This window comes from Sporocytophaga myxococcoides DSM 11118 (assembly GCF_000426725.1).
Taxonomy (GTDB): domain Bacteria; phylum Bacteroidota; class Bacteroidia; order Cytophagales; family Cytophagaceae; genus Sporocytophaga; species Sporocytophaga myxococcoides.
This window is the reverse complement of record NZ_AUFX01000011.1, coordinates 185,971-211,036: the sequence shown is the minus strand read 5'-3', so window position 1 is coordinate 211,036 and position 25,066 is coordinate 185,971. Positions and strand designations below refer to the sequence as shown.

The 25,066-nt window shown below is 36.4% G+C and carries 17 protein-coding genes; 13 read left to right on the top strand and 4 right to left on the bottom strand.

Annotated elements, in window-relative coordinates; all coding sequences use genetic code 11:
• Positions 1-2 precede the first annotated feature (2 nt).
• A complete protein-coding gene (locus K350_RS0114865; RefSeq protein ID WP_051313169.1) occupies positions 3-680 on the bottom strand; it encodes a DUF4241 domain-containing protein in 678 nt (225 codons plus the stop codon).
• A 183-nt stretch (positions 681-863) separates the two neighbouring features.
• Here K350_RS0114865 and K350_RS0114860 point away from each other — a divergent pair, with 183 nt between their 5' ends.
• The 7 genes from K350_RS0114860 to K350_RS0114830 all read left to right on the top strand — a co-directional run bounded on the left by K350_RS0114860 (position 864) and on the right by K350_RS0114830 (position 8,445).
• Entirely contained in the window at positions 864-1,205 is a 342-nt protein-coding gene (locus K350_RS0114860) for a YciI family protein (RefSeq protein WP_028980585.1), read from the top strand.
• Positions 1,206-1,357: 152 nt separating this feature from the next.
• On the top strand, positions 1,358-1,942 hold the full coding sequence (locus K350_RS0114855) for a Crp/Fnr family transcriptional regulator (protein WP_028980584.1): 585 nt from the start codon (positions 1,358-1,360) through the stop codon (positions 1,940-1,942).
• Between the two features lie 134 nt (positions 1,943-2,076).
• Entirely contained in the window at positions 2,077-3,456 is a 1,380-nt protein-coding gene (locus K350_RS0114850; RefSeq protein ID WP_028980583.1) for a T9SS type A sorting domain-containing protein, read from the top strand.
• A gap of 404 nt (positions 3,457-3,860) precedes the next feature.
• Complete coding sequence (locus K350_RS0114845; RefSeq protein WP_037575762.1) at positions 3,861-4,436, top strand: RNA polymerase sigma factor; 576 nt, start codon at positions 3,861-3,863, stop codon at positions 4,434-4,436.
• The gene (locus K350_RS0114840) at positions 4,420-5,016 is read left to right on the top strand and encodes a hypothetical protein (RefSeq protein WP_028980581.1); all 597 of its coding nucleotides are present in this window, start codon (positions 4,420-4,422) and stop codon (positions 5,014-5,016) included. The genes K350_RS0114845 and K350_RS0114840 overlap by 17 nt, the downstream gene beginning before the upstream one ends.
• On the top strand, positions 5,001-5,834 hold the full coding sequence (locus tag K350_RS0114835; protein WP_028980580.1) for a hypothetical protein: 834 nt from the start codon (positions 5,001-5,003) through the stop codon (positions 5,832-5,834). The genes K350_RS0114840 and K350_RS0114835 overlap by 16 nt, the downstream gene beginning before the upstream one ends.
• Before the next feature lie 85 nt (positions 5,835-5,919).
• Positions 5,920-8,445, top strand: coding sequence for a T9SS type A sorting domain-containing protein (locus K350_RS0114830; protein WP_162144179.1), 2,526 nt, complete (start codon positions 5,920-5,922; stop codon positions 8,443-8,445).
• An 82-nt stretch (positions 8,446-8,527) separates the two neighbouring features.
• Here the strand turns inward: K350_RS0114830 and K350_RS28955 are convergent, their stop codons facing one another.
• Positions 8,528-10,867 (bottom strand): arylsulfatase, encoded by a 2,340-nt coding sequence (locus K350_RS28955; RefSeq protein WP_051313166.1) that lies wholly within the window; start codon positions 10,865-10,867, stop codon positions 8,528-8,530.
• Positions 10,868-11,284: 417 nt separating this feature from the next.
• Between K350_RS28955 and K350_RS0114815 the strand changes: the two genes are divergently transcribed.
• The 5 genes from K350_RS0114815 to K350_RS31310 all read left to right on the top strand — a co-directional run bounded on the left by K350_RS0114815 (position 11,285) and on the right by K350_RS31310 (position 16,962).
• Entirely contained in the window at positions 11,285-12,931 is a 1,647-nt protein-coding gene (locus K350_RS0114815; RefSeq protein WP_156027050.1) for a hypothetical protein, read from the top strand.
• A 472-nt stretch (positions 12,932-13,403) separates the two neighbouring features.
• Positions 13,404-14,417 carry a serine hydrolase domain-containing protein gene (locus K350_RS28950; protein WP_028980576.1) on the top strand — a complete coding sequence of 338 codons (1,014 nt, stop codon included), beginning with the start codon at positions 13,404-13,406 and terminating at the stop codon, positions 14,415-14,417.
• Between the two features lie 40 nt (positions 14,418-14,457).
• Positions 14,458-15,279 carry a hypothetical protein gene (locus K350_RS0114805; RefSeq protein WP_028980575.1) on the top strand — a complete coding sequence of 274 codons (822 nt, stop codon included), beginning with the start codon at positions 14,458-14,460 and terminating at the stop codon, positions 15,277-15,279.
• Positions 15,280-15,361: 82 nt separating this feature from the next.
• The gene (locus K350_RS0114800; protein WP_028980574.1) at positions 15,362-15,859 is read left to right on the top strand and encodes a DUF3859 domain-containing protein; all 498 of its coding nucleotides are present in this window, start codon (positions 15,362-15,364) and stop codon (positions 15,857-15,859) included.
• 281 nt (positions 15,860-16,140) lie between these two features.
• Positions 16,141-16,962 carry a LuxR C-terminal-related transcriptional regulator gene (locus K350_RS31310; RefSeq protein WP_028980573.1) on the top strand — a complete coding sequence of 274 codons (822 nt, stop codon included), beginning with the start codon at positions 16,141-16,143 and terminating at the stop codon, positions 16,960-16,962.
• 166 nt (positions 16,963-17,128) lie between these two features.
• Here K350_RS31310 and K350_RS31305 read toward each other — a convergent pair whose 3' ends face one another.
• Complete coding sequence (locus tag K350_RS31305; protein ID WP_028980572.1) at positions 17,129-20,617, bottom strand: Ig-like domain-containing protein; 3,489 nt, start codon at positions 20,615-20,617, stop codon at positions 17,129-17,131.
• A gap of 1,014 nt (positions 20,618-21,631) precedes the next feature.
• Between K350_RS31305 and K350_RS0114780 the strand changes: the two genes are divergently transcribed.
• Positions 21,632-23,179: a T9SS type A sorting domain-containing protein gene (locus tag K350_RS0114780; protein ID WP_028980571.1), complete on the top strand. Its 1,548-nt coding sequence runs from the start codon at positions 21,632-21,634 to the stop codon at positions 23,177-23,179.
• A gap of 139 nt (positions 23,180-23,318) precedes the next feature.
• Here the strand turns inward: K350_RS0114780 and K350_RS0114775 are convergent, their stop codons facing one another.
• Positions 23,319-24,635 carry a leucine-rich repeat-containing protein kinase family protein gene (locus K350_RS0114775; protein WP_028980570.1) on the bottom strand — a complete coding sequence of 439 codons (1,317 nt, stop codon included), beginning with the start codon at positions 24,633-24,635 and terminating at the stop codon, positions 23,319-23,321.
• Positions 24,636-25,066 lie beyond the last annotated feature (431 nt).

Here is a 25,066-nt window from a genome sequence, read left to right as displayed (position 1 = left end):
TTTTATTGTTCATCTGGCAATAATAAAACCAGGAAGTCAATGACGAGAGAAGTGACTTGTCCATCTTTGTCTATTCCCCAATATGCAGGATATACGCCATCTCCATAGCCAGACTGGAACATTGTAATGTTCAGATCCGAATCAGGTAGTTGGAAATTTATCCAGTCTCCATAGTCTTGCGGATCATTTTGGTCAACAGAATTCTTCTTGAATTCAGCTGCAAAGAAATCGTCATAGATATTACCTTCTGGATTTTTTTGGACAAAGGCTTCTATAAACTTATCATACTGAAGAGCAGCATTATAATCCATAAAACCACCAAGGCCAGCATCGACGGGAAAACCAAAGAAGTCACCCTTTTCCTTTAATTCACTAACATCGTCATCGTTTCTCAAAGCGAGCACCCATTTTTCTGCTCTTTTGTTACTTAGTTCCAGTTTAGCTACTGCATAACGATCTCCAGCGTCTTCTGTTTTCGCGACATAGATCTTAACAGGATAAGTACCAGGATTTATTTTTCTGCTTAAAGGCACTATATCATGAAATACGAGGGGATCACAAACGATGATTTCGCCGCTAGGGGCATTCAGGTAGCCTATTTCCACAAGTTCAACTGGTGTTCCTTGTACTTCTTTGTTTTCAAATATGATATTGTAATCAGCGTGGGATACAAATTCCATGAGATTTAGATAAATGATTATAGATCAAAAATAAAAAATCAGTACAGGGAATACAAGGTTTTGCTAATGATCTGCAATCTTATGCTCAATAAAAAAAATAAGCAGAAAATGATTTTTTACTAAAATAGTTTTACAAAACATCTTTAAATTGGTCTCAATTATTCAATGTTATTTAATCTTCCTATGAAAAATTTTATTGTGCTTTTAAGAGAACCTGATGGCCGAAGAGATGCGCATCAGGAAAATGAAATTAAAACACACCAACTCAACTGGAAAAACTGGCTTACGAAATACCAGCAGGAAGGTAAACTTGTTGGAGGAAGCAGTCTTACGCTAAAGGGTAATTTAATAAAAGGCAACGATGCCAAGGTGACGAAAGGTTTGCACGAAGTCGGGACAGAGATTGTAGGAGGTTTTTTATTATTAAAAGCTGAAGACCTGAATGAAGCAACTGCTATTGCTCAAACTTGTCCTATATATGAGTTTGATGGTTATGCGGAAGTAAGAGAGTTTAAGCAGCAGTAATTTCATTTACAATAAAAGAGGGGCTTTAATAATCTGTTATTTGAGGCTTACCGCCCTATATAGAACTGGGTATTATTTTGCTGAATGTAGGTTACCTATCTTTTCTTATAAGGATATATACCGGTTTTCTATATTTCCTTATGTCCCAGGATATGTTAAAATTGTTTCTCCATTCTTTGGAAGAAAAAGGTATTTCTATAAGTAAAGAAGATTTTAAAACTGTTTCAGAACGTACGCGAACAGTTTCTATAGAAAAAGGTACAACTTTTATGAAGCAGGGTGTGCCTGTTAAAAGACTTTACTTTTTGATCAACGGTACAGTCAGATTATATGTGGCTCATGAAGCGCATGAAACAACAATGGATTTTATCTCCTGGAATGATTTCGTTTCTACTTTTGTATATGTTCAGAATGAAGTTCCTTCAACAGTTGCACTTGATGCATTAACGGGTGTTACAGCACTGTATTGGGAAAAAGATGATATTATATTTCTGAAAAAAAATACAAAAGTATTTAACCATATTGAGAATGTTATGCTGGATACTTTACTTCAGTGGAACCTAAGAAGAGAAATAGATTTCAGAAACCTTAGTCCTGAAGAAAGATATCTTAAGCTTTATGAAAATCAACCAAGAGTAGTGCAGCAAGTACCACTTAAATATATTGCTTCTTATCTGGGAATACATCAGGATAGCCTGAGTCGCATCCGTAAAAAGATTATTTTGAAACGCGCTTAACTACAAATATTTAGAATGATTGTAACCCCTGAAAATCTGACCTCGGTCAGGTTTTAATAGATTTTTAATATTTTACTTTGCTGAAATTCTATAATGGAGGGAGTTATAATTGGTTTATTTTAAAACGACATGCTATGAAATTGATTTTTAAAGTTGTGGCTTTATGGTGCTTATTTACTTTGTCTGGGAATGCTCAGCAAAAGATATTCAAGCCATTGAAAGAAGAGGTTTATTATAAGGTTGAAGAATCGTGGTCTTTATCAGGCACTTATCTTTATGCCTACAACAAGGCTGGGGATCAGATTACAAAGACAAGTAAAAATGCTTTAGGTGTATTCATTTCCAAAGACTCTCTTGTTTACAGAGATGACAGGAAACTTCTTGAATCTTATTATTATATCTGGGATCCGGCAAACGGAAAATGGCAACCAAGTTCAAAGGAAGTTAATTGTTATAATGAACAAGGAGGAAATTGCGGAAGCTCTATGTTCCTATATCAAAACGGATGGGTTTTAAATTCTGCAACTGAGGAAGTAAGGTCTTTCCCCCAATCTGATGAAGAAGAAGTCAAAATGAGGATGTATGAGAGTGATACCAAGCAATGGAATGATATAACTAAATACCTTATTAAGTACGATGCTCAAAGAAGGATATTAAGTCAAACTTATTCTTTTATAGATCCTGTTTCAAAAAACTGGACATATTCATCAAGGATCACTTATAATGGATGGCTGGATTTTGAGAATGATATTCATACCCAAAAGGTTACTGAAGATTTCAAAAATAATGCTTGGGTGGTAAGGGACTCAAGTTCTTATAGGGATTTTCAGGACCTTTGGATAGAAACAAGGAAAGTATTTGACACAGATGGAAGCTTAAAGGAGACATTGCAGATCTCGAAATCCAAGGATGGAAATTTCAGGGAAGTTATGAAGGCTTCCGGTTTAGGATGGCTTTTAATATCCTCATGGGATAAGGTTGGCCTGAAGGAAACAACTGTTGTGAATACATTTGACGGTGATCAGTTGCTGTCAAGTGAAAAATCAGAATATGATTTAAACAACGACAGAAAGCTGTTGCATAGTCTGAATGTTATTAAAGATGGGACAGGAGAAGTTGTTGACTATTTTGAAACGGATTATGAATTGATCTATGATGAGAATAATAATCTTGCAGATGAAATAAGAAGCTGGAGAAATAAGGATTCTGATCCTTACAAAGAGTTCCAGGCAATAGTTTATTCCGATTACATTGAGCTTGATCCGGTGACGAGTATTGAGGAAAAGCAAAAAGATGAGGTTTACTTATATCCTAACCCCAATAAAGGTCTCTTTAATATAAGAAATCTGAAATCGGACTGTCATATGGAGGTAATAAATCCTTCAGGTATAGTTGTATTCGAAACAGATGCTTTTCAGAACAATATAGATCTTTCCCATTTGTCTTCGGGAATTTATTTAGTGAAGATCATTAACAATGAGACAGTCATCAGTGACAAACTGGTTATTGAATAATAAGTAAATAGTGTGTTTTAGCAACAAAGCCAGATTTAAGTCTGGCTTTTTGCTTTTTATAGGAGATTATTTGATGATTAGAAAATTTGATTGCTAATCAAAAGAAAATTGGCTTTTCAAAATCCTTTTCTTTAAAACATTATTCCTTAATTTTATGAGTGACCTGGAAGGTCTTTTTGTCTTGTATTTGACTAGCTTCTAATATGCAGTATTCTAATTTTTCCTCATATCGTGACATTAGGTAATATTTTACAACTTCTGGATTATTTTTATATTAATTGTTTTTTTTATTTTGTTGTTTATCAGGGCTATATCGTAAATAGAGAGAGGGTAATCTCGCCATCTAAAATTTTTTCACCATTTTTATAGAACATTTTTAAAAGTCATACGCCTTCATTGAGGATATGGACGAAAAAGAACTTATTAGGGCTTGTAAAGAGCGTTCCATTTTTGCGCAGCGGTTATTATATACCAGATATGCACCTTTGTTAAGGGGGGTATGTGTACGGTATTTAAAAAATCCTGATGATGTCAGCGATGTTTTACAGGATGGGTTTATTGAAATTTTTAAATGCCTGGATCAATACAAAGGCGATGGTTCTTTTGTAGGATGGCTCAAGCGGGTCATGATACATTCAGCTATTGATTTCATAAGAAAAAATAAGAAGTACAAACTGGAAGATATCAAAGAAGATATGGATTTGGCTGAAGATTCTTTTGACGAAGCCGAATATCTTAAGCTACTTGATATGCCCGGTTATGAAGTATATATGTTAAAGGCACTACACAGTCTGCCAGAGATTCTTTCCACTGTATTCAGCATGTTCTACGTCGATGAGCTCAGTCATAAGGAGATTTCTTCATTGCTTGAAATAGATGAGATTACTTCAAGAACAAGACTTAACCGTGCCAAGAAATTATTAAAAGAATATTTGTTGAATTATCTAAAATCTACTCAGGACTATGCGCGATCCAATTAAAGACATGTATAAAGCAGTCTTTGATGATTATACAGTCAGAAAAGACGGCGGTGAGTGGGAGGCTATGGAAAGCCGCATTCAGAAACAAAACTTTCTACATTTTAGATGGACACATTTTAATATTTATTATGCTGTTTCTATTGTAACAACTTTATTTCTGAGTTCAGTTATTGCAGGACATTACTTTTATTCCAACTTTATAAAGAATAAATCTGTCGCAAAGGCTGAGATCATTCAGCATATTCAGAATAAAAAACCATTATCCATCAAAGGACAATCAATTAATGATTTTCAAGAAGAGGAAAGAGACGTTAAGGTATCCAATAGTACTTCTGTTTCATCTGAACAAATACAGAATAAAGCTTTAAGTCCTTCGCTCCGCAAAACACAGGAGGAGAGACGCATAACAGTATCTGAAGAGAAAATTTCAGAATCTGCTTTAAATGCTTCAGAAAATATTCCTGAAGAATCTCCCAAGTCCCCATTTGTAAAGGTGCAGAAAGTTTTGATTGTAAAACAGGATACTATTCATAAAGTGGACACTATTAAAACGAAAGGAAGGTTTTGGAAAAGGCATTAAAAGTTTTAAGGCTCATTTTTTTTAGTTTATTAGCTTGTGTCCTGGTCATACCTTCTCTTTATGCACAGAGAGATACTGTTGTTGTTTATGATACAATAATTGAAGTTAAAGATCCGGTTGTGATCAGACATGAATATTATAGCTCATCAGATAAGCAATTAAACAGAATACGGTTAAATAAAATTTATTGCGGAACTGGGTATTCCCGGGATTCATATAAAGATAAGAATGTTGAAAATAGTAATTCAAGATTTGCTTCAATAGGAGGCAGTATATGGTTGTCTAAAGTATTCTTTGCAGAACTTGGCATTAACTATCTGCTTGGAAAAACAAAAGTTCACAGCACTGAAAGTAACAGATATACAAAAGAAATAAACTTTATAGAATATGATACTATTGGTAGTTATATCCATACTGTAGATGGTGTTTCAACTGAGATTCCTATTGTTGATGAGATCTCACGAACAAGGACAGATACTTTAGTTTCCATCGATCATGTAGCTTATAATAAACAAGTAAAATCGATAAGCATACCTATTTCTTTTGGATATATATATTCTAAAAATCGCTTTTACTGTGGTCTTCTAGTTCAACTAGCTCCCATCTTTTTATCTGTAAGTAAAGAAGGAGATGGAAAAGAAATTCACGAAAGACAGATCAGGCTTGGAACAGGCACAGAATTTGGATTTAAATTAACCAATGCCTTTGCAGTTTCTGCTCGTTATATGTTACAGAACCATTACCAATATAAAATCTCAGATAAAGATCTTTCGGTTACGCAACATCAGGTTTCACTTTTATTAAATTATTTTTTCTAAAACTATAGAACGTTATTATACATCCCACGCCTTATTAATGAAAACGTTTTCAGTTTCACTTTTTAAAACTTATAAAAAGAAAATCATGAAAAAAATTATATTGATTTTATTATTCATTGTAAATGCATTGGCAGGTTATAGTGGATCTGTATATTTACTAGGAAAGAACAATCATAGTGGTATTCACATAGAAGTATGGAGATATGATGGAACTTTGGTAGATACCACATCAACGAATGGTTATGGCTATTTTACCATAAGATATGCAGATACTTATACAGATTATAAATTGATAGCAACGAAACAAGGATATAGCTCTATCGTTGTTGACTCTGTTCGTGCTTCTGGCAGTGCATATAGTTCTGCAGATGGATTAATTCGTCCGATAGACTTTAAATACAATGATGAGCCTGTCTTAAGGCCAGTCAATGGATTGAAAATTCTGAAAGGTTATATTGATGAAAACCTGATGGATACTACAGGGTTTTACCTTGTTGAGAGTAAGTGCAGAATTGCCAAGGATATTAAAGTAGGAGCAGGAGTGAAGATTTGTTTTATGAAGGGTACTTTCTTTTACACGGAAAACAGATACAAAATTTCTTTTGAAGGAACCCAAACTGATTCTGTTAGATTTATTGCTTATCCAAATTATAATGGAAATGTAGGAAGCTCTATTGACCTTTACAAAAATGCCTCTGCTGATTTCTCATTCTGTAGCTTCAATACCATATTTAATATTCAGTTAAAGGATAATCAAACAAAAGCAATTATAAAGAACTGTAAAATTCAATACCTGACTCTTAAAGTGCAGGGCATTGCTGAAATTAGAGATAATACAATCCTGAGCTTAGCGATCAATAAAGAAGATGATTTTGTCTATAATGATAATAATCTTCCAGAAATTAAAATTGAGAATAACAAGATAAACTCATTAACTTCTCGCATTATAGACGGCCCTATAATCATACAGGGCAATAAGTTTTCAGGTCCATTACAAATAGATACGGTACTTTCCAAGATGCGAGTCGAGGGCAATATTCTCCAGAATTGCTATTTAAATTATCTTAGCGGACTTGATTTAAGTTGTAATAAAGTTCAGGGGAGTTTCACCATATCCAGTTACACTACAGAAGGTAAAATTGTAGTTTCGGACAATGCTTTTGTTAATAAGTCAGGCGATATTATTATTCAAAATGATCTTGCTGGTATTGAGATCAGGAATAATTATTTTTCAATAAAAAGAGGAAGACTTAAGATACGACCGGGAGATTATCAATGGGTGAGCACAAGAGCAGCATTGTTTGAAAATAACACTGTTTCGGGTGATGTCATTTTTTTAAATGATTCTGAGAATATAACAAGGAATGTAGCCATGTTCCGGAATATATTCGGAGGAGAGGTGATGGCAGGAGAAATAAACCTTGAACATAATGATAATCTTTTTAAAAAAGATGTTTGGTGTTTTTGTAATGTAGCAGCTGAATTTACTAATACATTAGGCTATAAAACTGACAGGTTTAATAATATCTTTAGTGAAAGCATTTCTTTTATCAATGATACCTTACCTTTTTTAAAAGAATCTTCCGAAGGTATTGAGCGCCGTCTTGGTGTTAAAATTGAAAGTTCTTGTTTGAATGAGTATTATAAAAACGCAATGGTGTTTTCTGATGATCATAGTATATCAGGAAAAATTTCTTCTGAATCTCCCGACTTCACTTTAGCCTATGTTGCTGCTATCAATATAAAGAATGGAAAAACTTCTATTCAAAAAACAAATAATGATGGAACATATAGTATTAAAGGATTAAAAAAAGGTGAATATATACTTTATGCAATACCTCGTGACACGGGGTATTTAGTAAACAATAAGTATGTGATTACAACCCTTCAGGAGGATTATTTCCCAACATACTTTTTAAATAAGTTGGATTTAAAGTTAGCCAATAAACTTATTTTAACGGGTGACATTACAGAGGCTAATATTTCTTTGATAAAAAGAATGCAAAGTAATAATACAAATGATGTTGTTATGGGTTCTATCTTCTATAAAGACACTACATCCAGTGATGCTGGCACAGATTGGATGGGCTCTTCAATAGGTGATAATCCTTTTTTTGCTCCTGATACCAAACATTATGCATGTCTTAACCTTATACTTTATGCAGTAGATGAAAATGGTCTAATTGTAGATTGGGCTAAAACAAATAGTGGTGGAGGGTTTATATTTGCAAACCTTCCTGCCGGAAAATTCAAAGTAAAGACACAACGTTTTGGGTACCATCTAGAAAACGAAGAATCGTTTATTGTAGAGCCTGGTATGACTAGAGTTATAGGTTATCTTGTAAAAGATGATGTGAATCCTACTACATCTATTTTCCCGGTTATAAATGAAAGAACGAATAATGTTAGCCCCAACCCTTTTCAGGAGAGGTTTATTCTGAAAGACTTGACCAATGATGAGGAAGTTACTGTTTATGATATGATGGGGAACCTTGTACTAAAACAGGTTATACAGGATGAAGAAATACTTTCAATTGATGGCTCTTTATGGCCAGCCGGAATATATATTGTAAAAACAGGAGATAAAATCAATAAAATAATTAAAGAATAATACCTGGGGAGAACAAGGTGTTTGCACAAAATGAAAGAGGCAGATTCGGATTGAATCAGCCTCTTGTGCATTTTAGCTGAAACTATTCTCGGCTTTTTTCCTGAGCTTCTCTGTTATTCTGAGGATAGTTGATTGTAATATTATTCAACTTGCCCGTAAATTTAAATGGGGATTTGTATTTATCAGCAACAGGTGTTAGCTGGTCTCTGCCAACATCAAGACCTTCGTCATATGCAAATATATACGCATGGACAGGAGTGATATCCTTTTCTGCAACTTTCTGATTATTGATATACAAGATTTCTTTACCTGCAGACTCTCCCTGAGCTTTAGGTTGTGTAAAATTGAAATCAAAACGTAATGCAACTTTTCCTGTTGGGACTGGTCTGTCAGAGACAAGGTAAGTTACTTTAGAGTTATGATTATGCGCTACCTGGAGTTTTCCTTCTTTTACAAAGAAACTAAAACCTTCAAATCTGCTTCCTACGGCGAGCAGAGCTCCTTCATTTGTTTTATCTGTAATTTCAACATCTGCAGTAATGCTGAATGGTCTTGCTGTCAATGATGGTCCTGATGCTCCGAAAATCTGAGCTACTCCCGGATATAATACAACTGTAGATTGTCCTTCATAAGCACTTTGTCCTGCGCCAAAGCTGGTAGATAAGCCGTCTTTTAATGGATATACATTGTATTTTTGGGCTTCACTGTCAAATATGTCCTGAAGTTCTTTTAGTTTTTCGGGATTTTTGGCAGCAAGATCAAAACGTTCGTTATAGTCTTCATTCAGGTTGTAAAGCTCCCATTTGTCTTTCTCAAAAGGAGTTCCTGGCTTGTGTAATGTACCTGCTTTCCAGCCATCTTTGTAAATGGAACGTGTTCCTGAAATTTCATAATATTGAACATTATGCCTGCTGGGAGCTTTCGGATTATCAATAGTATAACCAAGGCTTATACCTTCTGCTGGTTCCTGAACATAACCGTTAATCACCTGTGGTACTTTAGCTCCTATCAATTCTACTGTAGTTGGCCATACACTGTTAACGTGCGTATATTGATCACGTATTCCACCTTTGTCTTTAATTCCTTTTGGATAAAAAACAATTAAAGGGTTTCTGGTTCCACCTTCTGAGTTCGCGTCTTGTTTCCAGTATCTGAAAGGCGTATTAGTCGCTTGTGCCCATCCAAGAGGGTAGTTGGGACTAGAATATTCAGTTCCTATTTTGTCATAGCTCTTTAAAAGGTTTTTGATTCTTTCGTCATACTTTGGACCACTATTCTCTCTGTTGCCTTCAAAATATTCGCCAAGGCCATTAACAACTCCTCCGAAGGTTCCTTCTTTGCTTGCACCATTATCCCCAACAACAAGAACAATCAATGTATTGTCAAGCTGATTAAGCTTTTTAAGATGCTTCACAATTCTTCCGATTTCATAGTCAGTCTGAGAAATAAAGCCTGCATATACTTCAAAGAATCTTGTGAACAATTTTTTCTCATCAACAGACAATGAATCCCAGCTTTTGATACCAGGGTTGTGTGGAGGCAATACTACATTCTGAGGAACGATGCCCAGTTTCTTCTGATTGGCTAATACCTGCTCACGATAATAGTCCCAGCCTTGATCAAACTTACCTTTGTATTTGTCTATCCATTCCTTTTCTACCTGATGAGGAGCATGACCTGCACCGGTTGCCAGATACAGGAAGAAAGGCTTATCCGGTGATGTAGATTTCTGATCGGTGATGTATTTTATTGCTTTGTCGGCAAGTAATGTATTAAGGTGTGTGCCATTGTCAGTTTCAACCGGTGTAGTTCCTTCCACAAGCTGAGGATGGAATTGGTCCGTTTCGCCATAGAGAAAACCATAGTATTTGTCAAAGCCTCTGCCTGTTGGCCAACGATTAAACGGACCGGCCTGAGTGGCTTCATTAACAGGTGTAATATGCCATTTTCCCAGAGCAAATGTATTGTATCCGTTTTCACGCAATACTTCAGCAATGGTTGCTTTCTCAAAAGGAATTCTAGCATCATAACCTGGATAGTTAACAGCGGTTTCCGGAAATAAGCCCATATGAGCCGAATGTTGGTTACGTCCTGTAATCAATGTGGCACGTGTAGGAGAGCAGATTGCGGTTGTATGAAAGTTGGTATATTTGAGTCCGTTGTTGGCAAGACTGTCAAATGTTGGTGTTTGGATAAGTCCTCCGAAAGAGGAGATGGCTCCGAAGCCAACATCATCAAGCAATATCCAGACTACGTTTGGAGCTCCCTTCGTAGCTTTTACTATTGGTTCGGCTTTGTAGGGCTGAGATTCGGGAAGGGTTTTACCTATCTTGCCATTCCATTGCTGAGTGGGGTCATATTGGGCATGTAAGCCTTGTGAAAACAGCCCCAGCAAGGCGGAGAAGAGTATAGATTTATTCATCAATGTAAATTTGTTTTTTAAAGGTTAATAAAAATGAAATTCTACTTCATTTTGGTGGTTGAGAAACTGAAGGATTATGAATATTAATCAAATAGTATTTTACTATTGGCAAATGATGTTGAATGCCAGTAATTTAATACTCAATTGTGGTGGTAGACAAAAGTATGTGTGATTATTAAATTTGCAAATAACAAACTAAAAATTTTGGGAACCGTATCACTAGTTTTTGAATTAGGGTTAAAAAATTGGGTAGGTGTTTTTTATTTTTTATGTACAATTATTTGGAACATTTTAAGTAGGTATAAAAATGGCCTTTGTTTTCAATGTTCTATTATAGAGGAACAGAGAAAAATTAATAGTGGGATAAATCAATGATTATAAATGAAACAGAAAAGAAAATTTAAAAAAGTGCCTCTGGTGAAATGCATAATTTTTCTTATGACTATTGTTGGTATCAGCAGTTGTTCTAAAAAGGAAGATGCTAAGCCAGATGTCACGAATACTTTTACTAATAAAGCAATAGCAGAAAAGACGGATGTGAAGACTTTTGAAATTATTAGCCTTCAAACTTCAATAGTACCTTCTGAGAAATATATTGGTACGTTTGGTGGTGCACCTGTTGAATTATTAAAAACTTCAGACAGTACACTTACCTTTTTTGTACCTGATGTTTATGTGGGGGAGCAATTATTAGATTTTGAGTTGGCAAAAATTAAGTTTAGTGTTAGTAAAACGCAAGAAAAAAATGCAGACCAGCTAGTAACAAGTTTATTTCAGAATTTTGATACGCAGGTATCTCAATTAAACCTTGCTGAAGAAGAAAAGGGTAAATTAGATAGTCTTAATGCCTATAAACATGAAGTTCAAAGTTTATTTAACTCACTGTCAGCTGAACAAAAAAGACAAACAGCACTTTTTTATGAAGCAAATAAGTCAGTTTTTAAATCAGCTCTGAATGATGTATTCGCAAACTTAGACGGTTCTACAACATTCAGGCTCCAAGCTCAATCAGATTGTCCACGGATAGATTTTAAATCATTTTATGGATGCACGGCAGAAAATCTAGGCAATTCCGCAAAAAGCTTAGGGAATGCATCAAAAGAATTTTTGAGGATGCTTGCTACCGCTGGTATAATGGCAGGTGTGGCGGCAAATACTTCTGTGCTTGGACCTGCAGCATGGGGAATTACAGCTGTTGGAATTTCTTTGCCATTAGGAATGGCTGGTTATCTATTATTAGCAGAAGTAGGTCCTGCATTTTTGAAATTTAGATCAGCTGCAGGTACATTTCTAGGCGCAAATTGGATTTTTACAAAGGCTTTATTTTTATCTACTGTCGAAGTTTTTAAAGATGATGAAAATACAAGTCTTAATTTAAAACCTACGTTCCGGTCTATAACTTCTAATGACAGTGATGTAAGCTATGGTAGCGGATCTTTTATTAGTTCAATGGCTTCACTAAGTCTTTATTGGAATAAATTATCATCTTTTTTTGGTCGTTTCCCAGCATACAAAAATAGTGAAGAATCAACCACACTTGCGACAAATGAGGTTTTAGTTTCAAATGTATCAAATCCTTTTGTAAAATTATTTAGCCAATCAGGAGATCAGGTGAAGTTTAAATCGCTTTCCGGAAAAGAAGAAAGTTTCAGTTATAAAATCAAGGTTTCAAAACAAGGGTTTGTTGAAGAGAAAGAACTTCAGGGCAAAGTTTTAGCTCCTGTAGATTCAATGCCTATATATAAAGCTGCTGTAGTTGGTAATTGGACCATGACGTGGAATAATGGCGAAATTAATAAATATACTTTTAATGAAGATGGTACAGGAATTTACTACTGGATGAAATGTTCAACTTGCAGTGAAGGTCAAAATATTGAACCAGGCAATGCGGTATATAGAGTGACTTGGAGAGTAGAAAAAGTAGCCAATGGTATTTGGTTTTTACGTTATGATAATCCCGATAGAGGCTGGTCTACTTCTGTACGCTTGTTTTTGACTCCTCAACCTCATTGTGGAGTACCGAATCCTGATGCTGGACTGTGGATTTTAGGGGATAAAGACTAAATATATTGTCGAAACAGGTTTGGTAATAAAATTTGCAAAATGAAAAGTGCGGTAATTTATAACTGCACTTTTTTTATTTATGCCGATTTTGTTCCTATGGACGATAAAATAGTTGAAAATCAAACTACTTCGATCCTGTTGATATTTCTACAAAGTAATTGATAGAACTTGGCGATATTTTAATGAGCTTTCTCAACTATGTTCATGGATCTTCTTAAGCAGCACGTCTTTATATATGCCTCTGGTAACTAAATTTAGTGTTTTAGACAAGGTCTCCTGGCAGATTCTATCTTTTTCTAGATTAATTAAATAGGTGGCATATAAAATAGGTTGGATCAGGGTATTTGCAAATATTCACCAAAAGAAATCGGGGATCGTATCACTAAGTATTTAACGAAGTATTTTTTTTATAAATCATTTCTGCATTTTTTTATAACTATTGGATTGATTAATTTCAATAAATTGATTTTCTATGAAACAGCTTTTCATAATTTTTCTATCATTCATTACAATCTCCTGTCAAAGTCAGAATAAATTAAATCTTGAAGAACTTGAGACCATTCCTGGTTTATATTCAGCTGTTGTTCTTCAGAATGATACGGTGGCATTCAGAAAGTTTTATAATGGCAAGGATGATGAAACTTATTTTCATATTCATTCAGAAACTAAAAGTATCATGGCACTACTTATTGGTATTGCTATCGATAAGGGTTTTATAAAAAGCGTAGACCAGACCATTTCAGATTTTTATCCTGTAATTCTGGATGATACTTCTAAACTGAAAAAACAAATAACAATCAGACATCTGTTGAATCAGACCTCTGGACTTGCTGCTATTGAATGGCCAAATTCAATGTGTGACCAATGGCTTAATAGTCCGAATCCATCATTGTTTCTATTGTCATTGCCAATGGATGCTGTTCCTGGAAGTAAATTTTCTTATAGTACACCTGCTTCTCATTTGCTTTCTGGTATTGTAACAAAGGCCACTGGTATGGAAACTGCAGACTTTGCTAATAAATACTTACTTAATCCTTTAGGTATTACTGATCATAAATGGGTTAAACTTCATGATGGTTTCTATGATGGAGGAGGAACTGCTGTTCAGTTTAAGACAGACGACATGCTTAAAATTGCCAGGCTAATCCTGAATAAGGGAACACATAAGAGCAAAGTTTTAATATCTCAAAAATACATAGAACAGGTTTTTCCCAAAGAGAAAAAGATGCTTGCGCCATGGGGATTGAAAAATTCATATTATAATTTTTGCTGGTACAGCGCGGACTTTGAGGGGTATGAAGTCAGGTATGCAATTGGATATGGAGGGCAATTTATTTTTATAATACCAGCTCTTAATACTGTTATAGCAGTGAATCACAATACAAGGGTTGTTGATCCAAATAAGCAATCGGGAGTGTTTCTGGAGAAAAGTTTCCCCGTGATATTTAAGAAAGTGCTGGCAGCTTCGAAGGGAAGAGGAGAGTGAGTATGGGAACATATTTTGTTTATTACATTTTATGTAAATCATGTTCAGGAGAATTATAACTTTTTTATTGGTTATAGCAGTCGCTGGTTGTTCTGCAAAGAAGAACAAGGTTATTAAGTCTGACCAGAGAAGTTTTTTGCTTGTAAATCTCAATCAGGAATTTCCTGTAATTAATTTCCCTTTAACTTTTCTTAATAATGATTCTCTAGGTCTTAGATGTATAAAGTGCGAGCTTGATCCTTTTGTGCAGAAGATTATTAAAAAAAATGAGTCTTCAAGAGTCGGAAGAATCTATATCAACTCAATGTATGTGAGTTGTGAGAATAAAAATATCACTTATCGTACTTTAGGCATGAGAGCTTCGTATTCTTCCAATTATGACAGCAATTATAGAAGATTGAGAGGGAGCATCATTTCATGTAGAGATTGGGATATTTCACATAGTTATAAAGATAGCTCTGATAAAATTTACCAGTATTCAAGAGTTGATGATTTTAAAACGGATACTACAATTTTCTACCTTGATTCACTTGGAAGAGTTTCTGCGGCAGAAGGAATAGACTATGGAGATTTATATAAAAGTCTATTTACAAAAAAAGTATTTTATTCGGGATCGGGTTCTATACCTGATTCCATTGTCAGCCTTTTCAAAAGGGGAAAGATAATAAGCGAAAAAAGAAAGGAGATCTTTTATTTTACAGATAATAAGGTTGACTCAATTCGAGTAGAGGCTGATGGTTATTTATCAGGTCTGATCATTTTTGTTAATCGATTCGATGAGAAGGAAATGTTAGTTAGCAGAACGATTTTGCGGCCTGGGGAGCAATCGGAAACATTTGTTGTCGAGAAGATTTTTAAATGATGATAATGTATATTAAATTGTTCACATGAACGTTAATGCTTCCGGCAAGACCTAAACTATTATACGCAGTTTTAATAAATATATGAAACAAATTTTAATTCTTACTATCGGAATATTAGCTTTAATTAACCCCCAGACTATAATTGCTCAAGGTGAAAAAGTTTTAAAAGTTAGGGAGATAAATTATGGGGAATCCAGGACTGAAAAACAATATGAGTCTAAAATGAAAAATTCACCAAGTGGACATCATAATACTACATCATATCAGCTACAAATAACTGAACGGACAGATACTATTAATGCAAAATTAGGGGCACAATTTGGCATAGAATACGAATTGATTAGCAACCAAAAAGAAAATACTATTATACAGATTACATGGATATTTCCTGATGGAATGAAGGATCAAAAAGGTAAGACCTTAAAAGAATTAACTTATAATGCTCCTAAAGTAACTAATTCATATACATATTCTAATTATACACTTGAAGGAGAAAATGAAGTAGTAAAAGGACAATGGATTTTTATAATAAGTAAAGATGGGAAGGAACTTTATCGAAAGATTTTTTTTCTAATTTAATAAAAATAAAAACTGGCTTATAAGATTTATAGCATTAGAGGGATAGGATTGATCGTAAAGATAGATGCCTCCTTGTGAGCAAGACACCTTCAAAAATGAGACTGGAAAATTTTCGCAGTCTTTTTTTTGTTCTCTTTCTTTTGAGGTTCTTTTGGTTCTTGCTTTTATTATGTGAGTTAAGTCATATTCTGGCTACAATTAGAGTAGTCGTTCTTAAATTATCCAACAATTACCTGCAAAAATGGATTTTCTTTTGCAATTTGACTTACAAAAACTATATCATGAGCACAATCACTCGGCCAATTTTGGGAAACAGATCATATTATCAGATGCAAAATGAGCTTAACCACCTTGTGAATAAATTCTCAAGTAAAGAAGAGCTTAGCAGAAGAGATAGAGAAACTCTGCTCAGGAATCCTGCCTTCTATGAATTTCTTAAGAATAGTGCTGGGGTTGTCGCGATTACGGATTTTCAGACTAAGGAATATGTTTTCCTGAGTGAAAATTTTGAAGAAATTACCGGACATAAAAGAGCAGAATTTTATGAATCTGGATTTGTTAAAACTATTTCCATTTTTCCATCTGCACATGCGGATATAATTATCCATAAAATCTTCCCGACAATGTTTGATTTTTTTCAAAAAAGCGCGGATGCTGGAATTATTGAAGATGTTAGAGTATCTTATTCAACCAGGTTTATAAGAATTGACGGTACAGAAGGCTGGTGTTTGCATCAGATGAAAGTGTTGCATACTGATGAAAACAACAAAATCCTGTTTGGTCTTAAGATGATGTTTGATATCACCGATATAAAAAAAGACGAGACGATAAATCTTGTACTCGCAAAACGTGACGCAAACGGTATATTCCGCAACACGAGTGTGCTATCTTTTCTCTGCGGTAGTGATCCTTTTGATCTCTCTGCAAGAGAAAGAGAAGTTTTAACTATGATAGGTGAAGGGATGAGCAGCAAAGAGATTTCCAATGCTCTGTTCATTAGTAAACACACAGTTTACAATCACAGGAAAAATATGTTAAAAAAGATGGATGTAAAAACTACCGGTGAACTTCTGACAAAAGCAATGGCTCACGGAGTAATTTAACCTGCATTACCCTTGCGTGAGGAACATTATTCATAAGTTTTAGCATTGTAACTTTTCCTGTATATTGAGATTACGGAGTCAAGAAGAGTAGTATATACAGATATAAAAAGCAGGAAGCATTTTAACTACTTCCTGCCTTATTAAATCTTCAAACAGTATTATTGTTTTATTCCTTGATTAGCTTTACTGTCTCTGTTCTGCCATCAAAGTTTAATCTCACAAAATAGAAGCCTGGCTTTAGGTTATTTCCAAACTCAAATGAACCTATCGCTGCAGTTTCTATAATGATTGAACCAGCTGCATTAAATACTTGTATGTTTGCAGACTGATTGGCATTCGGAAATGTAATAGTAGTAGAGCTGGTAAATGGATTCTGATAAGTCACTGCACCCATAGTATTTCCGATCATATCAGATTCATCTTCTCTTGCACCTGTGCATTTGGAAACACTTTTACAGATTTGTAAGTAATAAGGTGCTCCGTTATAAGAGATTCCGACACAAACCTGACCAGAGCTGAAATTATTACCTGTGTTTAATTTTGCCTTATAATTTTCTGTAGAAGATACTACAGCTATACCTTGTGCTGACCCATCAAACCACCAGTTGTAATTATAAGCGTTTACTCTTTTAGATGCTGCTACTTCAAATTGAAGAACTGAATTGTTGGCTCCACAGTTTGGACCTGTAATATCACCTCCAGAAGGGTTGATTACTGTTATATTAGAAATAATATGTGATGCAACTGCTCCAAGGTTGTCCGTTGATTTTGCAGTAATGGAATATGTACCTGCGGCTACATTTGACCATGTATAAGTGTATGGTGATGTAATGTCTGTTCCAATTAAAGTAGTGCCGTTGAAGAATTCTACTTTAGACACCGCACCATTTGCATCGGCAGCATTTGCTGTAATTGTAATAGTTGCCGGGGCATTAAAGCTTGCATTTGCGGCAGGACTTATAATGCTTACAGTAGGAGGAGGGTTGGGAACGACAATGATATTAGAAACAGTATGTGAAGTTGTTGCCCCTGCATTATCCGTTGCTTTTGCAGTAATTGAATATGTACCCGCAGCTACGTTAGACCAGAAATAGCTATATGGAGATGTATTATCTGTACCTAATAAAGTAGTTCCATTGTAGAATTCCACTTTAGAAACTGTTCCGTTTGCATCTGCTGCATTGGCAACAATTGTAATATTAGCCGGAGCATTAAAGCTTGCATTGGGGCCCGGGCTTGTGATACTTACAGTAGGAGGAAGGTTGATTGCAGGTGATCCGATAAATTCTATTTCAGAAACATTTCCTGCTCCATCCACCGGGCCCAAGTATCTGACATATCTGAATGAAGATGTATTTGAAACAGCTGCGCAATTCCACTCATATGCAGGATCTGCTGTTACAGTGTGTAGATCTGTAAACGAAGTGAAATCTGCAGTATTGCTTCCCTGGAATTTACCTCCGATCATACGATAGGTCAGCCCTTCTCTCGGAACAAACCTGATTCCGGTTACTTTAAATTCTGAACCAAGGTCCAGACCTGTCCATGCAACATTTTGCAGAGCATCATAATATGTCTGAATATTATTATCAAAAGCTTTCTCACGTGTTGCGTCTGAATTGTTCCATGATCCGTCATCTCCGATGCTTGTTCCTGTAAGCTTCGAACCGGCAAATATGCAGCTATTGACAATGTTTAACTGTACATTGTCAAAGGTAGCTCTGGCGGCATAGCCGTCTTTTGCACCTGTGCTAAAAAGACCTATATAAACCTGTTGAGGCAGACTTAATGTCTGTGCTGACATTACTTTCCAGGTTATACCATCGAGTGAGCAGGAGGTGGTAACATTGTTCCCGCTTCTTTGTATTTTAAGGTAGTTATAAAGCTCATATACGTGCAGGCCCTCAATGTGATCAGGATTTGATGCAATAGCTGTGCCTGAAGAGGTACGCTGTTCAGCCAATACTCCTTTGAATGGAATTCTTGAAATCATAGATTGAATTCCATCTGTAGCAAGGGATGCCCTGAGCATAAGCCCGATCTTGTTTATTTCCCATGTTGGTCTGTTGTGTTCTGCTAAGCGTGCAATAAGTGTAACATCTCCTGTTACTGCCTGATACAAGAAGTTACAGTTGTCTGTTATGCCCTGAACATAGCTGCCATAAGATTCGATATAGAATTTTCCTGCATTTTCTGCACCAAAGCCAGATTGTGAGTTTACACCAATGTCTGTACTGGCCCAGCCTGAAGGCAGAGGAGTCTGGGTGGATTTTCTTTTATATGTTACCTCAATGGTTTTAGAACCGCTTGTACCTGTAAGTGTGTATTGGTTTCCTGTAGGAGTTACTGAAGCGCCATTTACTTTTACTGTATTAATTTCGTAACCGGGGTTTGGTAAAAATGTAAATACCTGATTGGTTGCGTTAATGACTCCTTTGGGTGAGATAGTACCATTCTGGTCCGAGCGTGCTATAAATGTATTGGCTCTTGCATAAACTGTGAATGTCATAGTGGCGCCAGGTGCAGATATATTTCCAATGTGCAGTCCAAATTCACCTCCGTCTTTCCAACGGAATGGAGTACCATTGGGAAATGTATTTTTTACGTTATCGAAAAGATCATCATAATCACCACTGGTTCTGGTATAAGCAAGTCCGCCTCCCTGAAAAATTCGAGCACCGACAGCCTCGTTATTCAGATCGATCTGATTGTCGGCAGCTATTAATTTAACAAAATAATCTTCCTGTTGACCCTGGAGTTCGGGCCCGCCTAGTTCATCTACATACCAGATAGCCAGTCCCTGGTCTACAATTCCATCCCATCTTACTCTTTCAGGATAATATTTTCCATAAACCTGAGGATGTATCAACAGATATTCTTTAGGGTTGTATGGATTGGTGTATTTAAAAATGGTATTGTAGCTGTTGGATACAGCAGTGATTGTTGTGTCGTAGCTTTTATTCCCTATTTCAATCACATTGTTTATCCAGTTCTTCTGCAATCTTAGTCCGGGATTGACTGCAGTCGGCTCAAATTCGCTTCCTCCCATTCCCATTATACAATAATTTCCCAGATTGGACCAGGCAGTCTGGTAATGGTCGGGCCATCCAAATATATTATGTCCTGCCTCATGGCATATAACACTGATTTCAGGTTTCTGTCCTTGGGCATAATTCACAAGGTGACCCCAGCCGAGATTTACATTCACACCGTTATTTTTTACAGTGTGATTACCTTGTGGGCCGAATGCCCAGGCTCCTCCACCTACTTTGGTCAATACGTTAAAGTGGAATATAGAATTGTCAGGGTTTAGAGTAAGATCTGTAAATCCTGCTGGATATTGCTCGTTAATTGCAGCTGGAAGGTCTTTAAGGTCGCCAGAGGCAAGATGTACTTTGATTGTAGTACTGGTCAACAAATATTTTCCATCAGATTGTGTGTAATAAAAATCACGTACCGATCCCTTCTGGCCCCAGCCTGCAAATCCTGGCTGATTCATCATTTTTGAAACAGAGTCTGCCGATTCGGGAAATGGTGCAGACGGCATGTCAACAGCCACTGTAAGGCCTTTTACCACTATAGTCTGAGCTATGCCCTGGTAAGCCAGCATCACAAAGGCCAGCAGGGTGGGCCAGATTGTTTTTTTTGTTCTCATAGTTTTTTTGTTTAAGTGAATCTCCAATGGCTTTCGTTAAAATTATTTTTAATAAATACCAAGGGGTAATCAAATATATCAGAGGCCGTCATGAATCTGATTCTTACTTCATGTATTGGGGGAATTGATTTACAAAAGCAGATTGTGGCTTTATTAACATGAATACATCAGGAGTCTACTATGAAAATTTGTATTGAATGCTTTCATCATCACTCAATTACAATCCCTAACGAAATTTAGAAGTCCTATGTAGGAATCCTCTTTTCCTATGTAGGAATCCTCTTTTCCTATGTAGGAAATCTCTTTTCATATGTAGGAAATCTCTTTTCCTATGTAGGAATCCTCTTTTCCTATATAGGAATCCTCTTTTCCTATGTAGGAATCCTCTTCTCCTATGTAGGAAATCTCTTTTGCTATGTAGGAAATCTCTTTTGCTATGTAGAAATTTTCTTTTGCTACGTAGGAATCTTCTTTTCCTATGTTGGAATCCTCTTTTCCTATGTAAGAATTCTCTTTCCCTATATAGGAATTCTATTTTCCTAGTTAATAAATTTTGAATATTGTATTTGCTCTAAGAATACTATATATATTCTTTTAAAATCCGGTACAAGAGAATGAGATAATTATGACGCAATTGATATTATCAGTGTGTTCGAGATAAGATTATAAATAGGAGATTCATGTGAATGCAATACTTCCACTGAAACTAAGGCAAAATCATCCAGTTGTTAGAAACTGATTTTTGTATGCTCTTTATAAACATGGCTTCGGCAGTTTATACAGAACACTTTTTTGTATGCAAATTTACAAATTAATAGACATTTGTCCTTGCATCGAAATGCAGCTGGCACGCGCTATAAGCGCGTGCCAGCTGCATTTCGATGATTCTTTATTGCCAGGGTAGCACATCTCATTTCATACGACTCTTTTATTAAGCAATAAGATGTGTTCTTAAAATGATTAATTATTCTAATCCGACGCTTAATACATTTATAAAAAAATCAACCTATAATAATGAAAAAAAACATCTTAACTACAGCAATACTTCTTGCAAGTATTGCTGGCACTGCATCGGCACAAGGAGTTGCTGATAACTTTATACTTCCAAAGCATTCCTCGCTGAGTGCTGGTGATAACTTTGGTGCTTCTATTTCAAAGTTTGACAACTACATTCTTGTAGGTGCACCGGATGACGACAAAAATCCTGCAACTGATTGTCAGGGGAGATTTCAGATGACAGGTGGAGCAGTCTTGTACAAAGATGGCCAAGTAATCAGAAAATATGAAGGTACTTCTGTTTTTGTACACAATTTTGAAATTGGCTCCAAATTAGGACAATCGGTAGCCGTAGCGGCTGAATGGCTTGCAATTGGTGCGTCAAATGACAGCACTACCGGCGCAGTATTGCTTGTAAAGAAAGACAACACGGGGGAGTTCAGTTCATCAGTTTTCAAGAAACTAAAAATGCCAACGAATGCCAACATCACCCCTGGAGCTGCAAACAACTTCGGAGGCGCGGTTGCATTGGGCAGAAATACTCTTGTAGTTGGTGCGAAAAGAGCAAACGTCAATGGAATTGATTGCGGTGCTGTTTTTATATACAAACTGGTGAATGGTAACTGGAACCATGTATCTACTCTTGTTGCGCCTAACAATGGCCTGGAAAGTGGGTTTGGGGCTTCTGTTGCAATAAGCAATGATGAAACGAAAATAATCGTGGGTGCACCTAATGACTTTCCGACATCGCAAGGTACTAATGGTTCTGTCAACATCTATCATAACACAGGAGGAAACAACTGGACATTGAATAGCGGAATTGCCGGAGGATTTGGTATTCAGGACGGCAGGTATGGAACAACTGTGGACATATCCAATGACAGAGCAATCATTGGTACAGTGGGTAATGTTGTTCACCTTATAAAACTAGTGAGCGGAGGCTGGCAGGATGACCAGGTGATCCAGTCATCTGGTGATATATTGGATGTAGCCATTGAAGGCACTAAAGCGGTTTACGGCCAGTTTGTAGATGGTGGAAGAGTAGTACAACTTGAAAGAGCCGGTACTTCTGCAAGTCCATGGGTTCGCAGGTCTGCTGCAGGACTAACCCAGGCGGGAGCAAGAATGGGCTGGTCTGTCGACCTTTCAAACAACGTAGTGGCTGCTGGTGCATTTGGTTATGACTGGCCGGATCTTGTTGATCCATGTTTTACTTCATCAAACGATGAGGCAGGTGGAGCTGTAGCATACGGTTTTGATCAATTCAATGGGCAATACTTCCAGGGACATAATTTCTTCAGATCTGCAGATGAGGTTGAAACAGGCAATCTGAATGCTGTTAAAACAGTAACTGTTTCACCAAACCCTGCTGAATCTGGATTTATAGAAATTAACTCAGGTGCTAATGTAAAAGAGATATTTGCTGTAAATGGAATGGGTGTTAACAACAAGCTAACGTTACAAGACAATAACATGGCAGATATATCAACCCTTGCGCCAGGTATATATATATTACAGATATTTACTGAAGATGGTAGCTATACAGACAAACTTGTTGTTAAATAAAGCAGGAGTGTAATTTAAACTGTGTCAGTTTAAATTTTATAAGACAAATTAAAGTTTCTAATATTATTATATTGAAGTTGGTATGTGAGTAGATCTTTTTCAGATTTATCCATATATCAACTTCTTTTTTAATGGATGGCTAGTTAGATATTGGTACCATTGCTTGTATCCTTTTACTAATTTCATCAAAACCTGGCCTGTTCATCACCTCTGCTTGCATGCACTCGTTTTTTAGCTGTGTAAAGTTCTTGACTATTGGCAAATCAACATCAGTAGAAGTGATATGATTCAATAAATCTTCCAGCAAACAGCCATAAGCTCTTACTTCCAGACGTTCCAATGCGGGTGCTACTTCAGAGCTAATGTCGTATAAAACTCCTGCACCAAAGTCACCCAAAAGGGCGTGGGCTTCGTGGTCTATCAATATATTGTGGGCATAGAAGTCCCCATGCATCAGACCTCGGGCATGAAGATGGGTGCAAACAGAAGCCATACCAGCAGCAATATTCACCAGTGCATTTACTGTAAAACTTGTTCCTTCGGTATAATTATCTCTGGTACAGGATTCATAGCTTGGAGGCCCGGCAAGGTTGGTATAGTGGGAAGGAATGAGCCTCAGCACCAAACCCTGTTTTAGTTCGGGATGATGGTTTATTTTGCCCAATATCTGTACCAAATTCGGATGTGTACCTGCTGCTATAGTCGCCTTCATCTCGTCCGAAGGCAGGCCATCGCTGGTTACTTCGCCTTTGAATATTTTTACCGCTACTTCCAAGGGAGGCTGTTTTTGCCAAACAGCTTGCGAGATGTTACCCGAAGCTCCCTCACCCAGTTGTTCTTTTATTTCTAGGTCTTCCCAGGCGATTTCGGCCAGATGATCTTCTCGTTGACTTTCCTGGCAGAATGGATTGCCTGCAATAGCGAGCCATGATAGTTTTGGCAAGCTAAGTAACCATGAAGGCAATGCTTCAAAACGGTTAGCCGAAATACGAAGTAGTTCAATATTCTTACAATGAGCCATTTCGATAGGCAATTCTTTCAATCGGTTGCCTGCCAACATGCATTTCTGCAAACGAGTACATAGCCCAATAGAAGCTGGAATAGACTCTATTTTATTATTCGTCAGGATCAGCCAGCGCAAATGGGGTGAAAGTGCTTCTGCAGGAATGTTAACAATCTGGTTGGCTTTAAAACCGACCATTTCCAAATTTGGACAATGGGGTAAAACTGTTGGATATGTGGTAAAGAGGTTGTCAGAAAAGAACGCAATCTTTAGATTTTTCAAGCGACCAAAATCAGCTGGTAAACTTGAGAGCTTGTTACCTGATAGGTCAAGTATCTCCAGCGTATCAGCTAGTTCGAATATTTCGGAAGGGAATTCTGAAAGACCACAAGAAAGTTTGATGCTTTTGGATCCGTGAAGTTGACCTGATTGTAATTGTTGAAGTGTTTGCATTAAAACCGTTAATAAAGAATGGAAAAAGGTCTGTTTTAGAGAATGTCCTTTTTCGGCCTGTGAATATATTCTTTCCTAATCACTCTACATAATATTTGCCAAATTTCTACTTGACCTACCCTGATTGAAGGTGTACATGGCCTGGAATTAAGGGGAGCTTATACCGGGACAAGAGAAGGAGATAATTATGTTGCAATTGATATTTCAGTGTGTCCGAGATAAGATTTTTAATATCCAAAATATCCAAAAAGGTGCTGGTTAAATTGTTTAATTTTTATTGAGACTTGTTGAGCTTGGGAGAGAGAGGGCATGCTTTACAAGATCGTGCCTCCACAGAAAAAATTATCTGGGTCCCATTTCAACAGGACGGGTATGATCAATCCTTTAACGTTTAAACATTCAAGTGTAACCCCAGTTAAAATATCATTAGC